This window comes from Kiritimatiellales bacterium, from assembly GCA_041656295.1.
In the GTDB taxonomy this organism is placed as follows: Bacteria; Verrucomicrobiota; Kiritimatiellia; order Kiritimatiellales; family Tichowtungiaceae; genus Tichowtungia.
Window position 1 is genome coordinate 163,524 of sequence record JBBADV010000003.1, and the last position, 16,626, is coordinate 180,149.

The 16,626-nt window shown below is 50.6% G+C and carries 19 protein-coding genes; 17 read left to right on the forward strand and 2 right to left on the reverse strand.

Annotated elements, in window-relative coordinates; translation table 11 throughout:
• Positions 1-48 precede the first annotated feature (48 nt).
• From WC959_03015 to WC959_03025, 3 genes are all read left to right on the forward strand, one after another.
• Positions 49-1,011 (forward strand): hypothetical protein, encoded by a 963-nt coding sequence (locus tag WC959_03015; protein ID MFA5688106.1) that lies wholly within the window; start codon positions 49-51, stop codon positions 1,009-1,011.
• 99 nt (positions 1,012-1,110) lie between these two features.
• Positions 1,111-2,373, forward strand: a complete 1,263-nt coding sequence (locus tag WC959_03020; GenBank protein ID MFA5688107.1) for a hypothetical protein — start codon at positions 1,111-1,113, stop codon at positions 2,371-2,373.
• Between the two features lie 34 nt (positions 2,374-2,407).
• Positions 2,408-4,633, forward strand: a complete 2,226-nt coding sequence (locus WC959_03025; protein ID MFA5688108.1) for a discoidin domain-containing protein — start codon at positions 2,408-2,410, stop codon at positions 4,631-4,633.
• 408 nt (positions 4,634-5,041) lie between these two features.
• On the opposite strand, the gene WC959_03030 is transcribed toward WC959_03025, so the two are convergent.
• Positions 5,042-6,109, reverse strand: coding sequence for a GntR family transcriptional regulator (locus WC959_03030; protein MFA5688109.1), 1,068 nt, complete (start codon positions 6,107-6,109; stop codon positions 5,042-5,044).
• 186 nt (positions 6,110-6,295) lie between these two features.
• On the opposite strand from WC959_03030, the gene WC959_03035 reads away from it, so the two are divergent.
• The 14 genes from WC959_03035 (at position 6,296) to WC959_03100 (ending at position 16,480) form a co-directional block, all read left to right on the forward strand.
• On the forward strand, positions 6,296-7,225 hold the full coding sequence (locus WC959_03035) for a dihydrodipicolinate synthase family protein (protein ID MFA5688110.1): 930 nt from the start codon (positions 6,296-6,298) through the stop codon (positions 7,223-7,225).
• 2 nt (positions 7,226-7,227) lie between these two features.
• A complete protein-coding gene (locus WC959_03040) occupies positions 7,228-7,716 on the forward strand; it encodes a hypothetical protein (protein ID MFA5688111.1) in 489 nt (162 codons plus the stop codon).
• The gene (locus WC959_03045) at positions 7,716-8,270 is read left to right on the forward strand and encodes a hypothetical protein (GenBank protein ID MFA5688112.1); all 555 of its coding nucleotides are present in this window, start codon (positions 7,716-7,718) and stop codon (positions 8,268-8,270) included. Before WC959_03040 ends, WC959_03045 begins: the two co-directional genes overlap by 1 nt.
• A complete protein-coding gene (locus WC959_03050; GenBank protein ID MFA5688113.1) occupies positions 8,267-9,331 on the forward strand; it encodes a kelch repeat-containing protein in 1,065 nt (354 codons plus the stop codon). Before WC959_03045 ends, WC959_03050 begins: the two co-directional genes overlap by 4 nt.
• A gap of 12 nt (positions 9,332-9,343) precedes the next feature.
• A complete protein-coding gene (locus tag WC959_03055; protein MFA5688114.1) occupies positions 9,344-11,152 on the forward strand; it encodes a sodium/solute symporter in 1,809 nt (602 codons plus the stop codon).
• Positions 11,153-11,835: 683 nt separating this feature from the next.
• Positions 11,836-12,198 (forward strand): DUF134 domain-containing protein, encoded by a 363-nt coding sequence (locus WC959_03060; GenBank protein ID MFA5688115.1) that lies wholly within the window; start codon positions 11,836-11,838, stop codon positions 12,196-12,198.
• A 23-nt stretch (positions 12,199-12,221) separates the two neighbouring features.
• Entirely contained in the window at positions 12,222-12,497 is a 276-nt protein-coding gene (locus WC959_03065; protein ID MFA5688116.1) for a DUF5320 domain-containing protein, read from the forward strand.
• On the forward strand, positions 12,494-12,856 hold the full coding sequence (locus WC959_03070) for a NifB/NifX family molybdenum-iron cluster-binding protein (protein MFA5688117.1): 363 nt from the start codon (positions 12,494-12,496) through the stop codon (positions 12,854-12,856). The genes WC959_03065 and WC959_03070 overlap by 4 nt, the downstream gene beginning before the upstream one ends.
• Positions 12,853-13,335, forward strand: coding sequence for a tRNA (N6-threonylcarbamoyladenosine(37)-N6)-methyltransferase TrmO (gene tsaA, locus WC959_03075; protein ID MFA5688118.1), 483 nt, complete (start codon positions 12,853-12,855; stop codon positions 13,333-13,335). Before WC959_03070 ends, tsaA begins: the two co-directional genes overlap by 4 nt.
• A complete protein-coding gene (locus tag WC959_03080) occupies positions 13,283-14,182 on the forward strand; it encodes an ATP-binding protein (GenBank protein ID MFA5688119.1) in 900 nt (299 codons plus the stop codon). Before tsaA ends, WC959_03080 begins: the two co-directional genes overlap by 53 nt.
• Positions 14,179-15,048: an ATP-binding protein gene (locus tag WC959_03085; GenBank protein MFA5688120.1), complete on the forward strand. Its 870-nt coding sequence runs from the start codon at positions 14,179-14,181 to the stop codon at positions 15,046-15,048. Before WC959_03080 ends, WC959_03085 begins: the two co-directional genes overlap by 4 nt.
• Positions 15,049-15,130: 82 nt before the next feature.
• The gene (locus WC959_03090) at positions 15,131-15,463 is read left to right on the forward strand and encodes a CGGC domain-containing protein (protein MFA5688121.1); all 333 of its coding nucleotides are present in this window, start codon (positions 15,131-15,133) and stop codon (positions 15,461-15,463) included.
• Complete coding sequence (locus tag WC959_03095; protein MFA5688122.1) at positions 15,447-16,139, forward strand: class I SAM-dependent methyltransferase; 693 nt, start codon at positions 15,447-15,449, stop codon at positions 16,137-16,139. The genes WC959_03090 and WC959_03095 overlap by 17 nt, the downstream gene beginning before the upstream one ends.
• 2 nt (positions 16,140-16,141) lie before the next feature.
• On the forward strand, positions 16,142-16,480 hold the full coding sequence (locus WC959_03100; GenBank protein ID MFA5688123.1) for a NifB/NifX family molybdenum-iron cluster-binding protein: 339 nt from the start codon (positions 16,142-16,144) through the stop codon (positions 16,478-16,480).
• 7 nt (positions 16,481-16,487) lie between these two features.
• On the opposite strand, the gene WC959_03105 is transcribed toward WC959_03100, so the two are convergent.
• A complete protein-coding gene (locus WC959_03105; GenBank protein MFA5688124.1) occupies positions 16,488-16,622 on the reverse strand; it encodes a hypothetical protein in 135 nt (44 codons plus the stop codon).
• Between the last annotated feature and the right edge of the window lie 4 nt (positions 16,623-16,626).

The following is a 16,626-nucleotide window of genomic DNA, read 5'->3' on the forward strand; positions in this document are numbered from 1 at the left end:
ACATCCGGGTTTTGCGCCGGAATTTCAGCAATCGAACGGAGTAAACAAATGGGAACAAAAAGAAAATTATGGATAACAGGAGTTTGGGTTACGGTTGTTTGCATGGCCGTCTCCGGCGCAAAGCTGCCGTTAACGACAAACGGGATTGACTGGGGCACAAACTATTACAATCCGGATAAACGGTCCGGCGGCGCCGAATATGACGGGCTGCCGGTGTCTGCCTCACCGGCGTGGATTTCTGCCTATAATACCGGATCATACAGCCTTGAAGAAAATTATTTGCGGATCGTCACAAAAAGTAATCGGGGCGGAGAGGCGGAAACGCGCCAGATATTCAGCATAACGACAGGGTGGGATTTAACAGATGATGCTGTGGTTGAAGCAACCCTGCGTGTAGTAGAAAATATTAAAGGGCTTCCCGCTGCCGGTGCGCAGCAGATTTGTTACGGCAATCCGGAAATCCGTTCTTTTATCGGATTTACTAAAGATGGCATTCGCACCAGCGCCGGAACATATTATCGGCATGATATGACGAAATGGACAACGGTTCGCCTGATGTTTAAAAATATGAAAAATCCGGCGTTAGCAGAAGTTGAGATTTTCGTTAACGGAGGAACGGAACCTGTATTGATAAACAGAACCTGGTATCCAACCAGCACTCAGGTGTTAAATTCATTGCGTTTCGGCGATATGAATGCGCCCAGCGGCGGCACAGTGGACTGGGAATCGATTCGCTGGAGGTGTAACGCTGCATCTGACCGCGCATCTGCCGGAATGGAGGTAACGGCTTCTGCGGGGGAGCCTTATATCCCGTGCTCTGAAAAAGCGCGGAATGGCTGGGGGCTGCTTTTTAATGAAGATGGTGATTTTTCAATCACAGATCCCGATCCGGAAATTGCGGCCGAATATATCCGGAATATGCTGAAACAGCTTGCCGGGACACCGGTGAAGACTGTGATGCACAGTATCGGCGCCGCATCAGATATTCTGTATTATCCATCAGAATACTGAAGTTACTGGGGCTGGCGCAAACTTCCGAAGTATGAAGATCATGCTGTTTGGGGGCCGCGCATCAGAGCCGGGCGGGGTATCGGTGAAGCCGGTGCAGATATGCTGATGGTTGCGGCAGAAACGGTCACAGAGATGGGATTATATTTTGTTCCATCTGTACGGATGAATGATTCGCATTTTGTATCGGATCCGCTGAATTATCCGTTGACTGGAAAATTCTGGATGGAAAATCAGGATAAAACCATCGGAACATCGCCGGTTGCCGGATATGATTACAGCGCGCTGTTGAATTTTCTGCATGAAGAAGTGCGCACGTACCGGATGAGAATTATCACCGAAGTGATTAACCGGTACGCCGCTAAAATGGACGGATTGGAGCTCGACTTTAATCGGGTTCAGATATTTTTTCCGGCGGGAAAAGCGGAAGAGGGGATGCCGGTAATGACGGATCTGGTTCGTGAAATCCGTACGAAACTTGATCAAAAAGGCGAAGAAACCGGAAAAAATTATGCGCTGTTTGTTCGCATTCCGCCGGCGCTCAAAAACTGCCGGTGGTCCGGACTGGATATTGAAACCTGGGCTAAAGAAAAACTGGTGGATGTGGTTATTCCTTCTCAGTTAATGACGATTGCCCACGATATGCCGGTTAAAGAATTCGTTGATCTCTGTTCATCGCATGGCGTTTCCGTATTTCCAACTATTTATGAACGGACGCAATATAATGCGCCGATGAGCGGTGAAATCCCGTCGGAAATTATTGGTAAAGATTTTGCACGGATTGTTACTCCGGCACAGGCGGCGGGTGTAATCATGAATGCCTGTACTGCCGGCGCCGCCGGATTTCAGTTGTATAATTTTGATATGCCGTTGCGATCAGATGATATTGAAATTATGGATTATGCAAATGATCCGCAGTTGATTTGTGATCGTGCCTATATGGTTACCGCCGGATATTTTATGGATCATGAAGATAATTATCAATACCGCAAACAGCTCCCGCTTCCGATAACTTCAGAGGAAAGCCACTCTGTTGTTATGGTTATCGGAGAAAATCTTTCTGATCCGGAAACGAAAGAGGCGGTCACCCGCACACTGCGCTTCGGATTTTCTAAGGTGTTAGCACCGGATACGAAAGTGAAAATTTCTATTAACGGTGAAACGGTTTATGATGGCATGGCAAAACCGGTGCTCGTGCCGGTAAGCGGAGCCAGCCGCGGTGCAAAATCATATCTCTATGTTTCTCTTGATAAAACTGTTCCGTTTCAACAGGGAGATAATACGTTATTATTTGCAATAACCAGTAAAGAGAATACAGCATTCGATCTGGTCGAAGCACAGCTTTACATCGCGCGCGGAAAATAAACTGTAACAGCACCGTAGTTGCCTGCCGGCTATAATGAAAATGAAATTTTATCAGACAGGAATTTCTGTTTTTTTTATAATTCTATCCTTGACGCTACATGGTGTTGCGGGGCTTTCATTTTTTGCAGGGGTGTCGCCGCCTGCACCGGTCGCCGGTTTTCTAAACGATGATATTAATCCAGCATCTGGTACGGTGTTACTATGGGGCGGAACAGGCAGTGCGGCGATGGATTATTCCCGGCGCAGTATCGCACTCGATTTCGGCGGTGTTCGACCTGTCAAATCGGTCAAACTGCGCGACAGCGATAATACATCGCGTGTAACCGCGACAGATTATTCGCTCTGGTACAGTTCCGATAATACCAATTACACCGCAATCACCGGCTGGTATTTGACCGAGGAATTTCTGGATGGACGGCTGGTGCACACATTCACCGGTTTTGATGTGAATGCCCGCTACATAAAAATCAACACCGGAGTTGACACGAAAGCAGGCTATACGTTTATTCTTCAAAAACTGCAGGAAGATGTCTGGTCGTTTCCGCTCAAGATTTCTGATTTCGGAATTACACTGCATTCCGACGGAGATCGCCTGTTTCCGGTTTCAGCCAATAAAACAGGGATACCGGCTGCTGATGCTGAAGTTATTGTCCGTTCCGAAATGGAAGAAATTTTCACCGCCGGATTCAAAACATTAAAAATGGGCATCGGCACCGACGTACTGAACTGGAATTCAAGCACGGGAAGTTCACGCGCCTGGCGATTAGATGATCCAGATTGGCCGCTGTCGCCGGAGACTTGGACCAAGTATGCTGTTTTGCACGGAACAGCGCAAACCGCGCAGAGTTTTTTTGATCACAACATGGATCCAATCCGGATTGCGGCTGAACAGGCCCGGAAAAATGGAATGCGGTTTTTTCTTTCCTGGCGCATCGCAGACACACATTTTACCGCAGATCCAGCGAATCATCCATTAACAGAAAAATTCTATATGGAACATGAATTCGGTTCGAATTCATCTCTGTCTGTCGCCATTAAGCACAGCGGCAGTTCTCCAGTTCCCGGGTATTCTCCACGCTTTAATACCCTGATGAATTTTGACCTGGAGCACGTCCGCACTCACCGGTTGAATATAATTTGCGAAGCGCTGGATCGATATCACGATACCATTGACGGATTTGAACTGGAATTCACCCGGTCGGTAGCATTGTTTCCATTGGGCACAGGCGCGGAAAAAACAGAGCTGGTAACAGAATTCCTTCAGGATGTGCGTGAGTATATCAATGATATGCAGAGTTCATCAAATAAACTATGGTTTGGCTTGCGTGTCCCGTGGGACCAGTCCTTGGCTTTTTCACAGGGGCTTGATGTTGAAAAACAAATTCGTGACCGGCGCATTGATTATATTGTGTCTTCAATGATCATGTCAATTTCGCACGATATGGATATCCGGAACTGGATTGCGATCGGACAGCCGAATCACACTGCGGATCCGGGTGTTGCATTTTATGCCGGACTGCCCGCCCGGAAGCCGAACGGCTGGACATTCCCGCGGACATTTATAAATCCGGATTCATATACTGTCGGACAAATTGCTGAAAATGCTCAATTACTCGGCGCTGCGTTAGGCTTTTTCGATATGGGAGTTGAAGGAATTGAACTCTACAACTTTGCCGGCAGCGTCGCGAGCGCGGCAGGGCGAACCAGACTGAAGCAATTAACAGATATATTAACAAAAAATGTGAATGTTTCATCCCATGAAAAAATCATGGCAGTTACTCCTGTGTATGCTGTTGGATATGAAGGACGTTTAGAATATGCAAAAAAACTGCCGGCGGAATTCCGGTCCAACGGATCGCTGTGGATCAATTCGGCGGATGGGAAACTGGTTAAATCGGAAACTGATTTTCATGAATTCCGGTTGTTTGTTATTGGCAGGGAAACGATGGGCGCGGACGAAGTGTGGTTTTTACGGCTGGGTGTGCGGCTGGCGGCAGATCAAGATACGGATGATCTTAGTTTTAAAATTATATTGAATGATTCTGATGTGCTGTTAGACGGTACACCGCCTCATATTGTTGAGATGGCAACGCGGCTTGCGGCTCCGGCGCCGACACATTACATGGTTATACCCGTGCCGCGTGATTTCCTGTTGAAAAATTCAGATTTTAATAAATTGACCATTCTGCGAAATACATCCGTACAAACCATCGGCGATGTTCGTGTGCAGGAAATTCAGCTCGGAACATTTTTGCACTAACGATAATGGCGATAATTTTATTCGCGTAAATTAGAAGCGGTTTAATTTTTGTTGTAACCGCAAAAGAACACAAGGAACGCAAAATTTTCGTGAGTTTTTGTGTTTTTCGTGGCCATGGCTTTTCTTAGTTTATTCTAATGTTCACGAACGATTGAAAAACATCCGTTTATATCTGTGTTATCCGCGGTGAAAAAATTTCAACCACGAAATACACGAATAACACGAAAAAAAGACCGATGATATAAACGGATGATTTTTTGTAGGCCGGCTGACTCAGCCGGCGCGCCGCGTGAGGTCACGCGGCCTACATCAATCGGATTTATTCACGCAGAGGAACGAAGATTTTAAAATCACTAATTCACACGGATCAATACTGATTTTTTCGTGTATTTCGTGGTTAATCGTTCTTTATTTGGATGGAAAAACGATGCGTGGAGACAATACTGTTTTATCGCCAGTGCGGTTTGTCGTAATTCGGCGCAACAGCAGCTTCCCGAGTTTTTCTCCGAATTCGTACAACGAAATATTCCAGTCGATTACCGTGCAGTCATCTGCAGAGGTTAATTTACAATTAATACCGCGGATACTGATGGGATAAACCCGTTTTGTCTCTTTTAACTGTTTTATTTTTTTCAGCACCGTATCCGTAATATGCATGGATGCAATAATGCAGCACCGGCCTTTTTGCTGGCAAAGATATTCTTTTACTGTATGTTCAATTACCTTGGTATCCAGCGGAACAAACTGCTCGGTAACACTGAAAAGATTCCGTTGCGCGGCGTGCAGTTTTTTCTTAAAGCCGTCCATGAATAACTGATCTCCCGGCGCAATCCGGTTTTGTATCATCAGCAGAACCGGAGCATCATGCTGCTTAAGAACGCATTCCGCCGCCAAGGCTCCCTGCTGAATTGAATCAGCGTCAATCCACGGCAGTTTGACTGTCGGAAAAGGGTGCCCGAGGACAATGGCTGGCAATCCGGATTCACTGACCAGCCGCTGCAGTTTTAACGGTGCGCGCACCAGCACCAGCGCCTGTCCGGCATTGTCTTTTATAATCTCATTGATTTCTTTTCCGCCGCCGCCGCCTTCGGCATCGTTCTCATAATAAGTAAAAATAATTTCCGCTGTCGGAAAAACTGATTGCACCCCGAGAATCATATCCGTCAGCAATTCCGGCATAATTCCAGTGCCTGTGCCGGGCATCATAAAATTAATTTTTGCCGCCGGCGAGGCGGAGAGCCGCTGAAAATCGGCGATAAATGTGCCGGCGCGCGGGCGGCGCTGTATCAGCCGGCGCTGCACCAGCAGACGCATCGCCAGATTTGCGCAGGACGTGCTTACACCGTATTCTTTGGCAATGGCTTTGGTCTTTTTAACCGGTGTTCCGGGCGCCGGTTTTTTTATCCGGATTTTCTGTTCAATCCGGTTGGCAAGCTCAATTGCGGTTTCGCTGATGGGTACTTTTTTATACATCATTTAAATATATCTTTTAATTCAAAGATTTTCAATAAAAATAGAGTAACTCAATACAATAAAAATTTCTATTTTTTTAGAAATAATGTTGACGATCACATTTATTCCTTATTATAAGTATAAACGAACAATGAGGCATATCGCTGATTTAATGTATGTGCGAAATAAAAAAACAATAAGGACAGGACGATGAAATTTAAACTTTGGTCGGCAGCGCCGACACCGTTTACAGAAAATTTACAACTTGATCTGCCGGCGGTAGACCGGATGATGAATCATCATGCCGCATTGCATGTCGACGGCGTAATGTTAGGCGGAACATGCGGCGAAGGGCCGTGGATGCCGGTGGAAGATCTTGAACAGTTAGTGACACGTGCATCGGCTCATACGGCCGGCCGATTCAAAATCGCGGCGCAAATAACGGATAATTCTGCGGAGCGGATGCTACATCACATTGAACGCATGGCCGACGCCGGTGCAGATTATGCGGTGATTGCCGCGCCGTATTTTATGATGAACCCGACGCCGGAACGCATTTTAAATGTGTACCGCGAAACGATTGAAAAAAGTGTATTGCCGGTGGTTTGTTATGATCGCGGCGCCGGTGACCGGTATCAGCTGACGGTTGAGCAGCTGCCGGAGCTGTTCGCATTAAAAAATATGGGAATGATTAAAGACAGTTCCTGTAATGCGGAACGCGCAGCGGCACGGCACGCCGCGCAGCAAAACCGTCCGGATGTGGCGGTACTGTGCGGTGATGAATTTGGAATGGCGGATGCGGTGATTGGCGACATGAACGGCGGATTCCTCGGCGGCGCGATTTTTAACGCGCTGCAGGCCTGGTCGATTCTGGAGGATATAGAAGCCGGAAATCCGGATCGTGCGCAGGCAACTCAGAAACGCATGAATGATTTTATGTTCGTCGTGTACGGCGGCCCATCCATCAGTGCCTGGCTGACCGGGCTGAAGTATTTTCTTGTGCGGCTCGGTATTTTTTCCACCACGGCATCGTACCTCGAATATCCGCTGGCTGCTGATGTCCGGGCAGAAATTGATCTGCTGTTCGACGGGACGCAGCGGGAAGAGTTGATTGAGCCGTTACTGGCCGGAAAAAAATAACGATGAGCCTGCTGCCGTATACAGACACAAAACCGCAAGGTGCCGCCGATTTTTATTTCGCGATTAATGCGACGTTCCGGTTCATGTTGCGCCGGTTCGGCGATGCGGGATTTACGGAATGGCTGACGGCGCTGGGCAAAGAATATTTTGCGCCGGCAAATGTATTATGGAAAAACGGCGGACTGCCGGCGGTGGCGCAGTATTGGCGCGATTTTTTTGCGGCCGAACCGGGTTCGGACGTTGATGTGTGCGAAAGCGGCGATGCGGTGGAAATTCATGTAAAAAAATGTCCGGCGATTTCACATCTGAAAAAATCACATCGTGAGATTGTGCCGGAATACTGCCGGCATTGCGCGATTCTCGGCAAAGCGCGCGCAGAATCTGCCGGGTTGTCGATGCAGCTCACCGGCGGGAACGGCAGTTGTTTTCACCGCTACGGTGCGGCCGGAAAATTCCGGCAGAACATGTCCGATGTTGCGGAGGTGCGGTAATGATCGGGTGCTACGATTTTTGCGGACATTACGACTGGACGTTTCACTGGATTGCGGAACAGGGCGGGAAAGAACTGCTGTATCAATACTGGGATGAAGCCATCCGGTGCGATTCTCAGAAACATGCCGCTGATTTAATTCTCTCAAAAGGCGTTGCCGGAATGGAAGAATACTGGGGGCACACGCTGAGTGAAGAGGCGCCGGACGGTGGCTACAGCGCCGGTGCAGTTGGCGATCGATTTTGGCTGGAAATGACGGATTGTCCGTCGCGCGGATTTCTTTTGCGCAACGGAATCGATTTTTCCGGCGATTATTGTGACCATTGCATCGGTTGGGGCGGCCCGTTAATGCGGGATGCTGGCTTTACCGTCAACCATGCACATAACCACGGCGGACAATGTTTCTGGGAATATCTGCCGGCAGACAATATCGGCAAATCCGAACCGGCGATTGAAGCGTCAAAAGCGGAACTCATGCGCCGGTGGACGGAAGAAAAACTGCCGGTGGATTATTTCGAGCATGCCAATGACGCCCGGAATAAAATTATAAAATGAAGCGGATGATCAGGGGAGTGGTGTTCATGTGTTGTATGGGAATCAGCAGTGCGGCGGAGCTGTATCTGGATTTACAAAAACTGCCGGACTTTCCTGCGCCGGGAGTCGCCGGCCCGTTCGCCGGCATGTTAGGTGAAACGTTAGTGTTTGCCGGTGGCGCAAATTTTCCGGTGAGTCCCGGTGAAGATTTACTCACAGTGCCGAAAGTGTGGCATCCGGATATTCACACGCTTTGTACGGTCACCGGAAAACGGTGGCGCAGTGAATTTCATTTGGACCGGCCGGTGGCGTACGGTGCATCTGTCACAACGCCGTACGGCATTGTTTGCATGGGTGGCGAAGATGAATCCACCGTATTTAAAGAATGCTTTTTGCTGCGTGAAGAAAACGGACGCTTTATTCAAGTCCCGCTGCCCGATCTGCCGGCGCCCTGTGCGTATGGCGCGGCGGCGGTGATTGATAATAAAATTTATCTGGCCGGCGGACAGAGCAGAAAAGGGCTGGATAGCGCGTTGTACAATTTCTGGATGCTGGACATATCATTACTAAACACCGGCGACGCAGATTTTTGCTGGCAGGAACTGCCGGCGTGGCCGGGACCGGCGCGTACACTGAATCTGACACTGGCACAGAACAACAAAATTTATGTGATCAGTGGACGAAGCGGTGCGATTGATGCCGCAGTTCCGGGCAGCGATATCCTGCAGGATGTGTACGAATTTAATCCCGATGGCAGTGAATGGCGCCGGTGCGCAGATATTCCTCAGGCCGTGTATGCCGGCACCGGCGCGGCGATCGACGGTGAAAAACTTTTAATTCTCACCGGTATCGACAAAGCGACTGCGACACGGCCCGCCGGTAGCGGAAATTCAGGATTTTCGCCGCGCGCGTGGATTTATGGTGCCATTGCCGATGCATGGAACGAAATCACACCGGCGCAGGATAATCAGATTGTAACTCCGGCAATTAAATATAACGGAAACATTTATTTGATCTCCGGCGAAAACGGCCCGCGCCGGCGCAGTTTGAGTTCATGGTGTATCACGCCGGTAGAAAAATAAGGAGGAGTATTTATGTTAAAAATAATTTTAGTCTGGTCTGCATTTTTAACTTCAGCATTCGCAACGTCTTTTGAGGAACTGCGCCCGCTGGCGGTTGAAACGCTGCGGCACGAATTATCTAACACCGACGAACAAATTCGAATGAAAGCCGCCACCGCACTGCTTCAGCTCGGATATATCGACGGGCTGGAAGAATACGCGGATAAAATGGAACAATTAACACCGTTAACTGAACCGCTGGTTTCATCTGATCGTGCATATTACATTCCGCTATTGACCGATTCCTCAGCAGACGTGCGCATTGCTGCGGCCGAATCGCTGCTGCGGCTGGAGCGCCAGCACACCGGACGGCTGGGTTTCATCGACTGGCTGGTGCTGGGCGGATATTTTCTCTCGCTGATTTTAATCGGCGCCTATTACGCCCGCAAAGCTCAGACCGCCGATGATTATCTGCTCGGCGGACGCAACATGAAAGCGTGGATGGTGGGGCTGTCTCTCTTCGCCGCACTGCTGAGCACCGCATCCTATATGTCCGTGCCCGGCGAGATTGTAAAACACGGCCCGATGATTCTTGCGCAGCTCACCGCGATTCCCTTGATCATCTGGGTGGTCGGCTGGTTTTTAATTCCCACCTTTATGAAACTGCGCGTTACCAGCGCCAATGAAATTCTTGAAATGAATCTTGGATTAAGCGTGCGCATGCTCGGCAGTGCATTTTTTCTGCTGTCCCGCCTGGCGTGGATGGCGATGATTATCTTCATTACCGCCAAAGCCATTCTCGGTCCGATTCTCGGAGCAGGGCCGCAGCACCTGCCGTGGCTCTGCCTGCTCTTAGGTGTAATCACCATGGCCTACACCTCCTCCGGCGGCATGAAAGCCGCGGTGCTGGCCGATGTGATTCAAAGTTTTATTCTCTACTTCGGCGCCATTATTTCCATCGTCTTTATTACCGTTCAGCTCAAAGGCTTCAGCTGGTTTCCGGCGCAGTGGGCGCCGACCTGGGATCCGCCGGTCATCTGGTTCGACACTAAAGCCCGCGTCACCTTTGCCGGCGCCGGCATGATGATGTTTTTCTGGTACATCTGCACCGCCGGTTCTGATCAGGTTGCCGTGCAGCGCTACCTTGCAACCAAAGATCTCAAAGCCGCCCGTTCCGCATTTAACGTCAACATCATCGCCGCCGCACTGGTCATTATCCTGCTCGGTATTCTTGGCTTTGCGCTCTACGGTTATTTTCAGGCGTGTCCGCATAAACTGGCGGACGGCATGAACATCCGTGTGGATGCCGACCGGATCTTCCCGCACTTCATCGTCAGCGGTCTGCCGCCGGGCATTAGCGGCCTGATCGTTGCGGGCTTAATGGCCGCAGCTCTTTCCAGTCTGTCCGCCGGACTCAACTCTACCTGCGCCGTAGTCACAGTGGACTTTCTTGATCGGTTCAGCCGGAAAAAACTGGCGGAGAAAAAGCATGTTCACCGTGCGCGGCTCGTATCCCTCAGCATCGGCGTTCTTGTCGTGCTGATGAGTCTGCTGATGAATCGTGTGCCGGGAAACTTCACCGAAGTGATCAACAAGATTGCCAACCTGATGGTGGCGCCGCTGTTTTTATTATTTTTCATGGCCATCTTCGTTCCGTTTGCCAACGCGATCGGCACCTGGATCGGTGCAGCCGTCAGTGTAGCGGCGGCGGTGGCCATCGCCTTTTTCAGCATCTTCGGACTGAGCTTTCTGTGGATCCTGCCGTGCTCGCTGATCAGCGGAATTATTGCCGGTGTCATCATCAGCCTCCTCACCGGCGGGAAAAAGAAAGAGAGAGGATGAAAAAAGTGGTTCATCGTGGAAAAGCGTCTTAAGGGTTGAAAAAAAGAGCCAGTTGTCGTTTTCTTTCAATGCATTACCACCGAAAGGGAAATAGACGACAACCGGCAAGTTAAAGCATACTCAGGAGATTACGGGTTTAAAAGAGGGGGTTGCCAGCGCAGCGGACGGGGTAGATTATAAACGCAAGTGTCCGGTTGGAGGCGTAGAAATTCCATGCCAGAATGAACCTTTCTTCATACAGTTAAAACAAAGGAAAGGCGCATTGCATGGAAAACACATGAAGCGTAGCACACATCATTCATAAAAAGAAAACATTTGAGTCAGGAAGAGCGCATTTAGATTGAAGTGCTGCTGCGCGGCGGAGCCACAGCACCTTATATCGCAGAGTCACTTAGATGTTCGGAGCGCACCATCCGGCAGTTAAAATCGCGCAAAGCCCGCGGTTTTGCCGCAAATGCAATGGCGGCAACTACTCCCTGCCGAAAACGATGGTTCCGGTCAATACGTCGAATGAAGCAGTTATGCAGACCTTTAAATCGGATCGCTGTAAAGTCAGTCCGTTCTGACATCCCGGGAGTAAATATCTATATCGCCAAAAAGCCCGATGTTCAATTTCCATAAAAATTTTATAAAAATAAAAAAGCGGTTGCTTTTAGTTTTTAGCATATGCTATTTATTTGCACATGCCAAGACCGCACAAAAAACGGCGAATCTGTCATCGCGCACCCGTAACGTATTTCAAGCCGCAAGGCGCGCCGATACGAATCCTTGAAACGGTGGAACTGGCTGCTGATGAGCTCGAGGCTATCCGGCTGGCCGATTATGAAGGGCTTTATCAGGAACAGGCTGCGGAGCAGATGGGTATTTCGCGCCAGACTTTCGGGTTGATCATCGCCCGGGCACACAAAAAAACAGCGGAAGCGCTGACGTTCGGGAAAGCCATTCGTGTCGAAAGTGCGCAAGTAATCATGCCGGCCGTTCCGGACAAATCACCAAGAGGCAGAGGTTGCGGGTGCCGGGGCCGCCATAGATGCGGTAGACAGTAAATTTAAAAGAAAGGAGGCAGACAATGCCAAGAGGAGATAGAACAGGTCCGGCGGGCGCAGGCCCGATGAGTGGACGCGGCATGGGATACTGTGCCGAATTGAATCAGCCCGGCTTTGTAACGGGCGGCGGTTTCGGCCGTGGAATGGGACGCGGATTCTGCAGCCGGTGGTTTGCCGGATGGCGAACCACTCCGCAAACACTGGTTCAACCGATGAATAACGCAGATCAGATTGTTTCGCTGAAAGCACAGATGAACCGTATTCAGCAGCAGATCAGCGCGCTTGAGGAAAACGCATGAAAGTGGCAATTGCGTCCTCAGGCCGTGATCTTTCCGCGCCGCTCGATCCCCGCTTTGGCCGGGCGGCCGGTTTTCTGGTGGTTGACACTGAAACCGGCAAAATAACGTATGAACCCAACCAGCAAAATCTGAATGCACCTCAGGGTGCGGGAATTCAGGCGGCACAGAACATTGCATCAAGCGGGGTCGGGGCTGTGATCAGCGGTCATTTCGGTCCGAAAGCGTTTCGCGTTCTGACGGCGTCGAAAATAAAAGCTTATCTGATGACGGCCGCGACTGCGCAGGAGGCGCTTGATCTGTTTACGCAGGGAAAACTAACGGTCGCACAGGAGGCAAACGCAGAAGGACACTGGCTGTGAGCGCCGTTATATATCATTCGATTGGCGTGATTCACAGCGAGCATACCGTTCCTGAAAACACGCCGATCCAGCCGGTTTATGCACAGCGTTGTAAAGGAGCCGTTGAAGTATTCGATACATACGCCGGCGGCCTTGCCGATCTGGAAGGATTTTCACACCTCTACCTGTTGTATCATCTTCACCGGGCCGGACCGGTGCGGCTCAGAGTAAAACCGTTTCTGCAGGATACAGAACGCGGTATTTTTGCAACACGGGCGCCCTGCCGACCGAACGGTATCGGCATGAGCATTGTCCGGCTGATCCGCCGGGAAGACAATATACTGCATGTGCAGGGCATTGACGTGCTCAACGGCACACCGCTGCTTGATATCAAACCGTATGTGACACGCTTTGACTGTATTCAGACCGACCGCAACGGCTGGCACGATGAAGTTAACGAACAAGAGGCTGGACGGCGCGGAAAACGGAATTATGAGTGATCGCTCCGCAGAAGGTTCCCGCGTGCAGATTGCAATTGCATCAGGAAAAGGCGGTACCGGGAAAACCACGCTGGCCGTTGCGCTGGCGCAGTCATTTGACCGGCCGGTTACTTTGCTGGACTGCGATGTCGAAGAACCCAATGCATCACTTTTCCTGACATTAGAAAATCAGATGGAGAAATCCGTCTTTGTCCCGATTCCTGAGGTTGATGCCTCGCGCTGCACCGGTTGCGGGAAGTGCGCGGAACTCTGCGAGTTCAATGCGCTGGCTGTCGCCGGAAGGTCTGTTCTGGTGTTTTCGGAACTGTGCCACAGTTGCGGCGGCTGTGCCCGCATTTGTCCGGAACATGCAATTACTGAACAGCCCCGTTCCATTGGAACTATTCGCAAAGGGCAAAGCGGAACCATTCAGCTCATTGAAGGCCGGCTGAATATCGGATGTGCCATGGCGCCGCCGGTTATTCGCGCGGTAAAAAAAGAAGCTGCTTCCGCTCCGCTGGTTTTAATCGACTGTCCGCCGGGGACTTCATGTCCAATGGTTACATCGATCACCGGAGCGGATTTTGTAATTCTTGTCACCGAACCGACCCCATTCGGATTGCATGATTTGACGCTGGCGGTTGAAACTGTACGGCTGCTGAATCTTCCGTTCGGTGTGGTGATTAACCGTGCGGATGCGGGCGATGATCGCGTCGTGCGGTATTGCCGGGAACAGAACATCCGCCTGCTGCTGAAAATTCCGGAGTTGCGTAAAATTGCCGAACTCTATTCGCGCGGTAAAAGTATGTTAACGGCTATGCCGGAACTAAAACAGCCCCTGAACAATTTGTTGGAGATCCTGCGGTGAAAGAACTCGTTATCATCAGCGGCAAAGGCGGAACCGGTAAAACCAGCATTACAGCATCATTTGCCGCGCTGGCCGGCAACGCGGTTTTTGCCGACTGTGATGTCGATGCCGCTGATCTGCATCTGATCCTAAATCCGGAAATCCATGAAAGACATGAGTTTTACAGCGGTCGCGAAGCGGTTATCCGCGAAGCAGACTGTACAGGGTGCGGATTGTGCGAGGAACTCTGCCGGTTTGAGGCCGTAAGACTGTCTGGAGAGAAATTTCAAATCGATCCGGTCTCATGCGAAGGCTGCGGCGTATGCGTGCAGTTCTGTCCGGTCAAGGCGATTGACTTTCATGACCGGCTCTGCGGCGAGTGGTTTTTTTCGAAAACCCGCTTCGGAATGATGGTGCATGCCCGTCTGGGCATCGGTGCGGAGAATTCCGGTAAACTGGTCAGTACCGTCCGGCAGCGGGCCAGACAGTTTGCAACGATGGTTCAGGCAGATTGGATTTTAACGGATGGACCGCCAGGTACCGGCTGTCCGGTGATTGCATCGATTACCGGTGCAGACGCAGTACTGGCAGTCACTGAAGCGACACTGTCCGGACAGCATGATTTGCTGCGCGTGATCGAACTGGCGCACCATTTTAAAATCCGTGTTTTCATCTGTGTCAACAAATGGGATATTAATCCGGAAATGACCGGCCAAATTGAAAAAGCTGCAACAGAGTCTGGCGCGGCCGTTCTGCCGCGCATTCCGTATGACAGCGATGTAACCAAAGCGCAAATCAATGCGCAGTGCGTTGTAGAGCACGGAAACGGGCCCGCATCTCAGGCAATTCAGGAACTGTGGAAAGGACTATGCAGTCAGCTGCAATAAATGGAACAAATGCTTCATCACCGCATAGGTTCTTGCAGGAAACGGCGGAACAGATTCAATATTCATTGAGCGAGGTATCTTTATGAAAAAAGCAGGTATTATCCGGTGTCAGCAAACCGAAGATATTTGTCCGGGAACAACTGACTTCAAAGTTGCTAAAGAAGGCCGGCTCGCGTTTGAGGAGATTGGACCGGTTGAAATTATGGGCTTTGTTTCCTGTGGCGGCTGTCCCGGTAAGCGGGCTGTTGCTCGCTCAAAAATGTTGGTTGACCGCGGCGCAGAAATCATCGTTTTCGCCTCCTGCATTTCGAAAGGCAACCCCATCGGCTATCCCTGTCCGCACTATACCGGCATGCGCAACGCCGTCATAAAAGCCGTCGGCCCGGATCTAAAAATTCTTGAATACACCCATTGAGATGAATCCGTTTGAAACAGATGCGGAAGCATACGACCGCTGGTTCGAGCAGTATGACGCAGCGTATCAATCAGAACTGGCGGCGATTCGTGCCGCACTTAAGATGTTCGCACCATGTAGACGCGGAGTAGATATCGGTGCGGGAACCGGGCGCTTCACTGCTCCACTCGGTATAGTCGACGGTATTGAGCCGGCGGCAGCCATGCGGGAGCTGGCGGCCCGGCGTGGCGTAAAGCTGACGAACGGAGTCGCCGAAAATCTTCCGTATCAGGATAACATCTTTGATTTTGTGCTGATGAATACAACACTGTGTTTTGTATCCGACCCGGCACAGGCCTGTCGCGAAGCAGCGCGGATACTGCGTCCCGGCGGACGGTTGATCGCCGGGCTGATCAATCGCGACAGTTTTCTCGGGCGGCATTATGAAGCGCGGCGTCAAACGAGCCGCTTCTATCAGCACGCGCGTTTTTTTACCGTCGACGACGTAAAGCGCATGATGAAAACAGCCGGCTTTAGTTCCTTTGCCTGCGTTCAAACTCTGTTTGATCTGCCGGAAAATCTGACTGCTCCCGATCCGGTGATGCAAGGTTGCGACCGCGGCGGTTTTATTGTGCTGACCGGAGTAAAACCCGCGAAGAATCCGGACGGTTCTTTGCATAATCCAAAGGAGAAATAACTATGAAAATTGCCATTCCAACCGCAAACGGGAAACTGTGTATGCACTTCGGGCATTGCGAAGTGTTTACAATTTTGACTGTGGATGAAAAAAACAAAGCGGTCCTTGCGCGGGAATACCTCACTCCGCCGCCGCATGAGCCGGGAGTTCTGCCCCGCTGGCTCGGTGAACAGAAGGTCAGTGTCATCATCGCCGGCGGCATGGGACAGCGCGCGCAGGAGCTGTTTAAAGAGCAGAACATCACCGTCGTAGTCGGCGCGCCCTCCGCCGGGCCGGAAGCACTGGCTGCCGGCTATTTAAGCGGAACACTGATCCCCGGCGAAAACGTCTGCGATCATTGATCATTTTTCACCGCAAACAGCCGGAATCCGTGCAGGGCTTATTTTCCACAACTCCCTGCTCTTCAAGCGCCGCAAGAATTTTCCCGGCATGTTCATCGGCATAGCGGATACCGTAGTTGTAACCGCCGGTCATTTTGCGCATCTCC

Bases quoted from the DNA above. Each gene is read 5' to 3' on its own strand.
- WC959_03015 (MFA5688106.1), top strand. From the start codon at position 49: ATGGGAACAAAAAGAAAATTATGGATAACAGGAGTTTGGGTTACGGTT.
- WC959_03020 (MFA5688107.1), top strand. From the start codon at position 1,111: ATGCTGATGGTTGCGGCAGAAACGGTCACAGAGATGGGATTATATTTT.
- WC959_03025 (MFA5688108.1), top strand. From the start codon at position 2,408: ATGAAAATGAAATTTTATCAGACAGGAATTTCTGTTTTTTTTATAATT.
- WC959_03030 (MFA5688109.1), bottom strand. From the start codon at position 6,109: ATGATGTATAAAAAAGTACCCATCAGCGAAACCGCAATTGAGCTTGCC.
- WC959_03035 (MFA5688110.1), top strand. From the start codon at position 6,296: ATGAAATTTAAACTTTGGTCGGCAGCGCCGACACCGTTTACAGAAAAT.
- WC959_03040 (MFA5688111.1), top strand. From the start codon at position 7,228: ATGAGCCTGCTGCCGTATACAGACACAAAACCGCAAGGTGCCGCCGAT.
- WC959_03045 (MFA5688112.1), top strand. From the start codon at position 7,716: ATGATCGGGTGCTACGATTTTTGCGGACATTACGACTGGACGTTTCAC.
- WC959_03050 (MFA5688113.1), top strand. From the start codon at position 8,267: ATGAAGCGGATGATCAGGGGAGTGGTGTTCATGTGTTGTATGGGAATC.
- WC959_03055 (MFA5688114.1), top strand. From the start codon at position 9,344: ATGTTAAAAATAATTTTAGTCTGGTCTGCATTTTTAACTTCAGCATTC.
- WC959_03060 (MFA5688115.1), top strand. From the start codon at position 11,836: ATGCCAAGACCGCACAAAAAACGGCGAATCTGTCATCGCGCACCCGTA.
- WC959_03065 (MFA5688116.1), top strand. From the start codon at position 12,222: ATGCCAAGAGGAGATAGAACAGGTCCGGCGGGCGCAGGCCCGATGAGT.
- WC959_03070 (MFA5688117.1), top strand. From the start codon at position 12,494: ATGAAAGTGGCAATTGCGTCCTCAGGCCGTGATCTTTCCGCGCCGCTC.
- WC959_03080 (MFA5688119.1), top strand. From the start codon at position 13,283: ATGAAGTTAACGAACAAGAGGCTGGACGGCGCGGAAAACGGAATTATG.
- WC959_03090 (MFA5688121.1), top strand. From the start codon at position 15,131: ATGAAAAAAGCAGGTATTATCCGGTGTCAGCAAACCGAAGATATTTGT.
- WC959_03100 (MFA5688123.1), top strand. From the start codon at position 16,142: ATGAAAATTGCCATTCCAACCGCAAACGGGAAACTGTGTATGCACTTC.
- WC959_03105 (MFA5688124.1), bottom strand. From the start codon at position 16,622: ATGCGCAAAATGACCGGCGGTTACAACTACGGTATCCGCTATGCCGAT.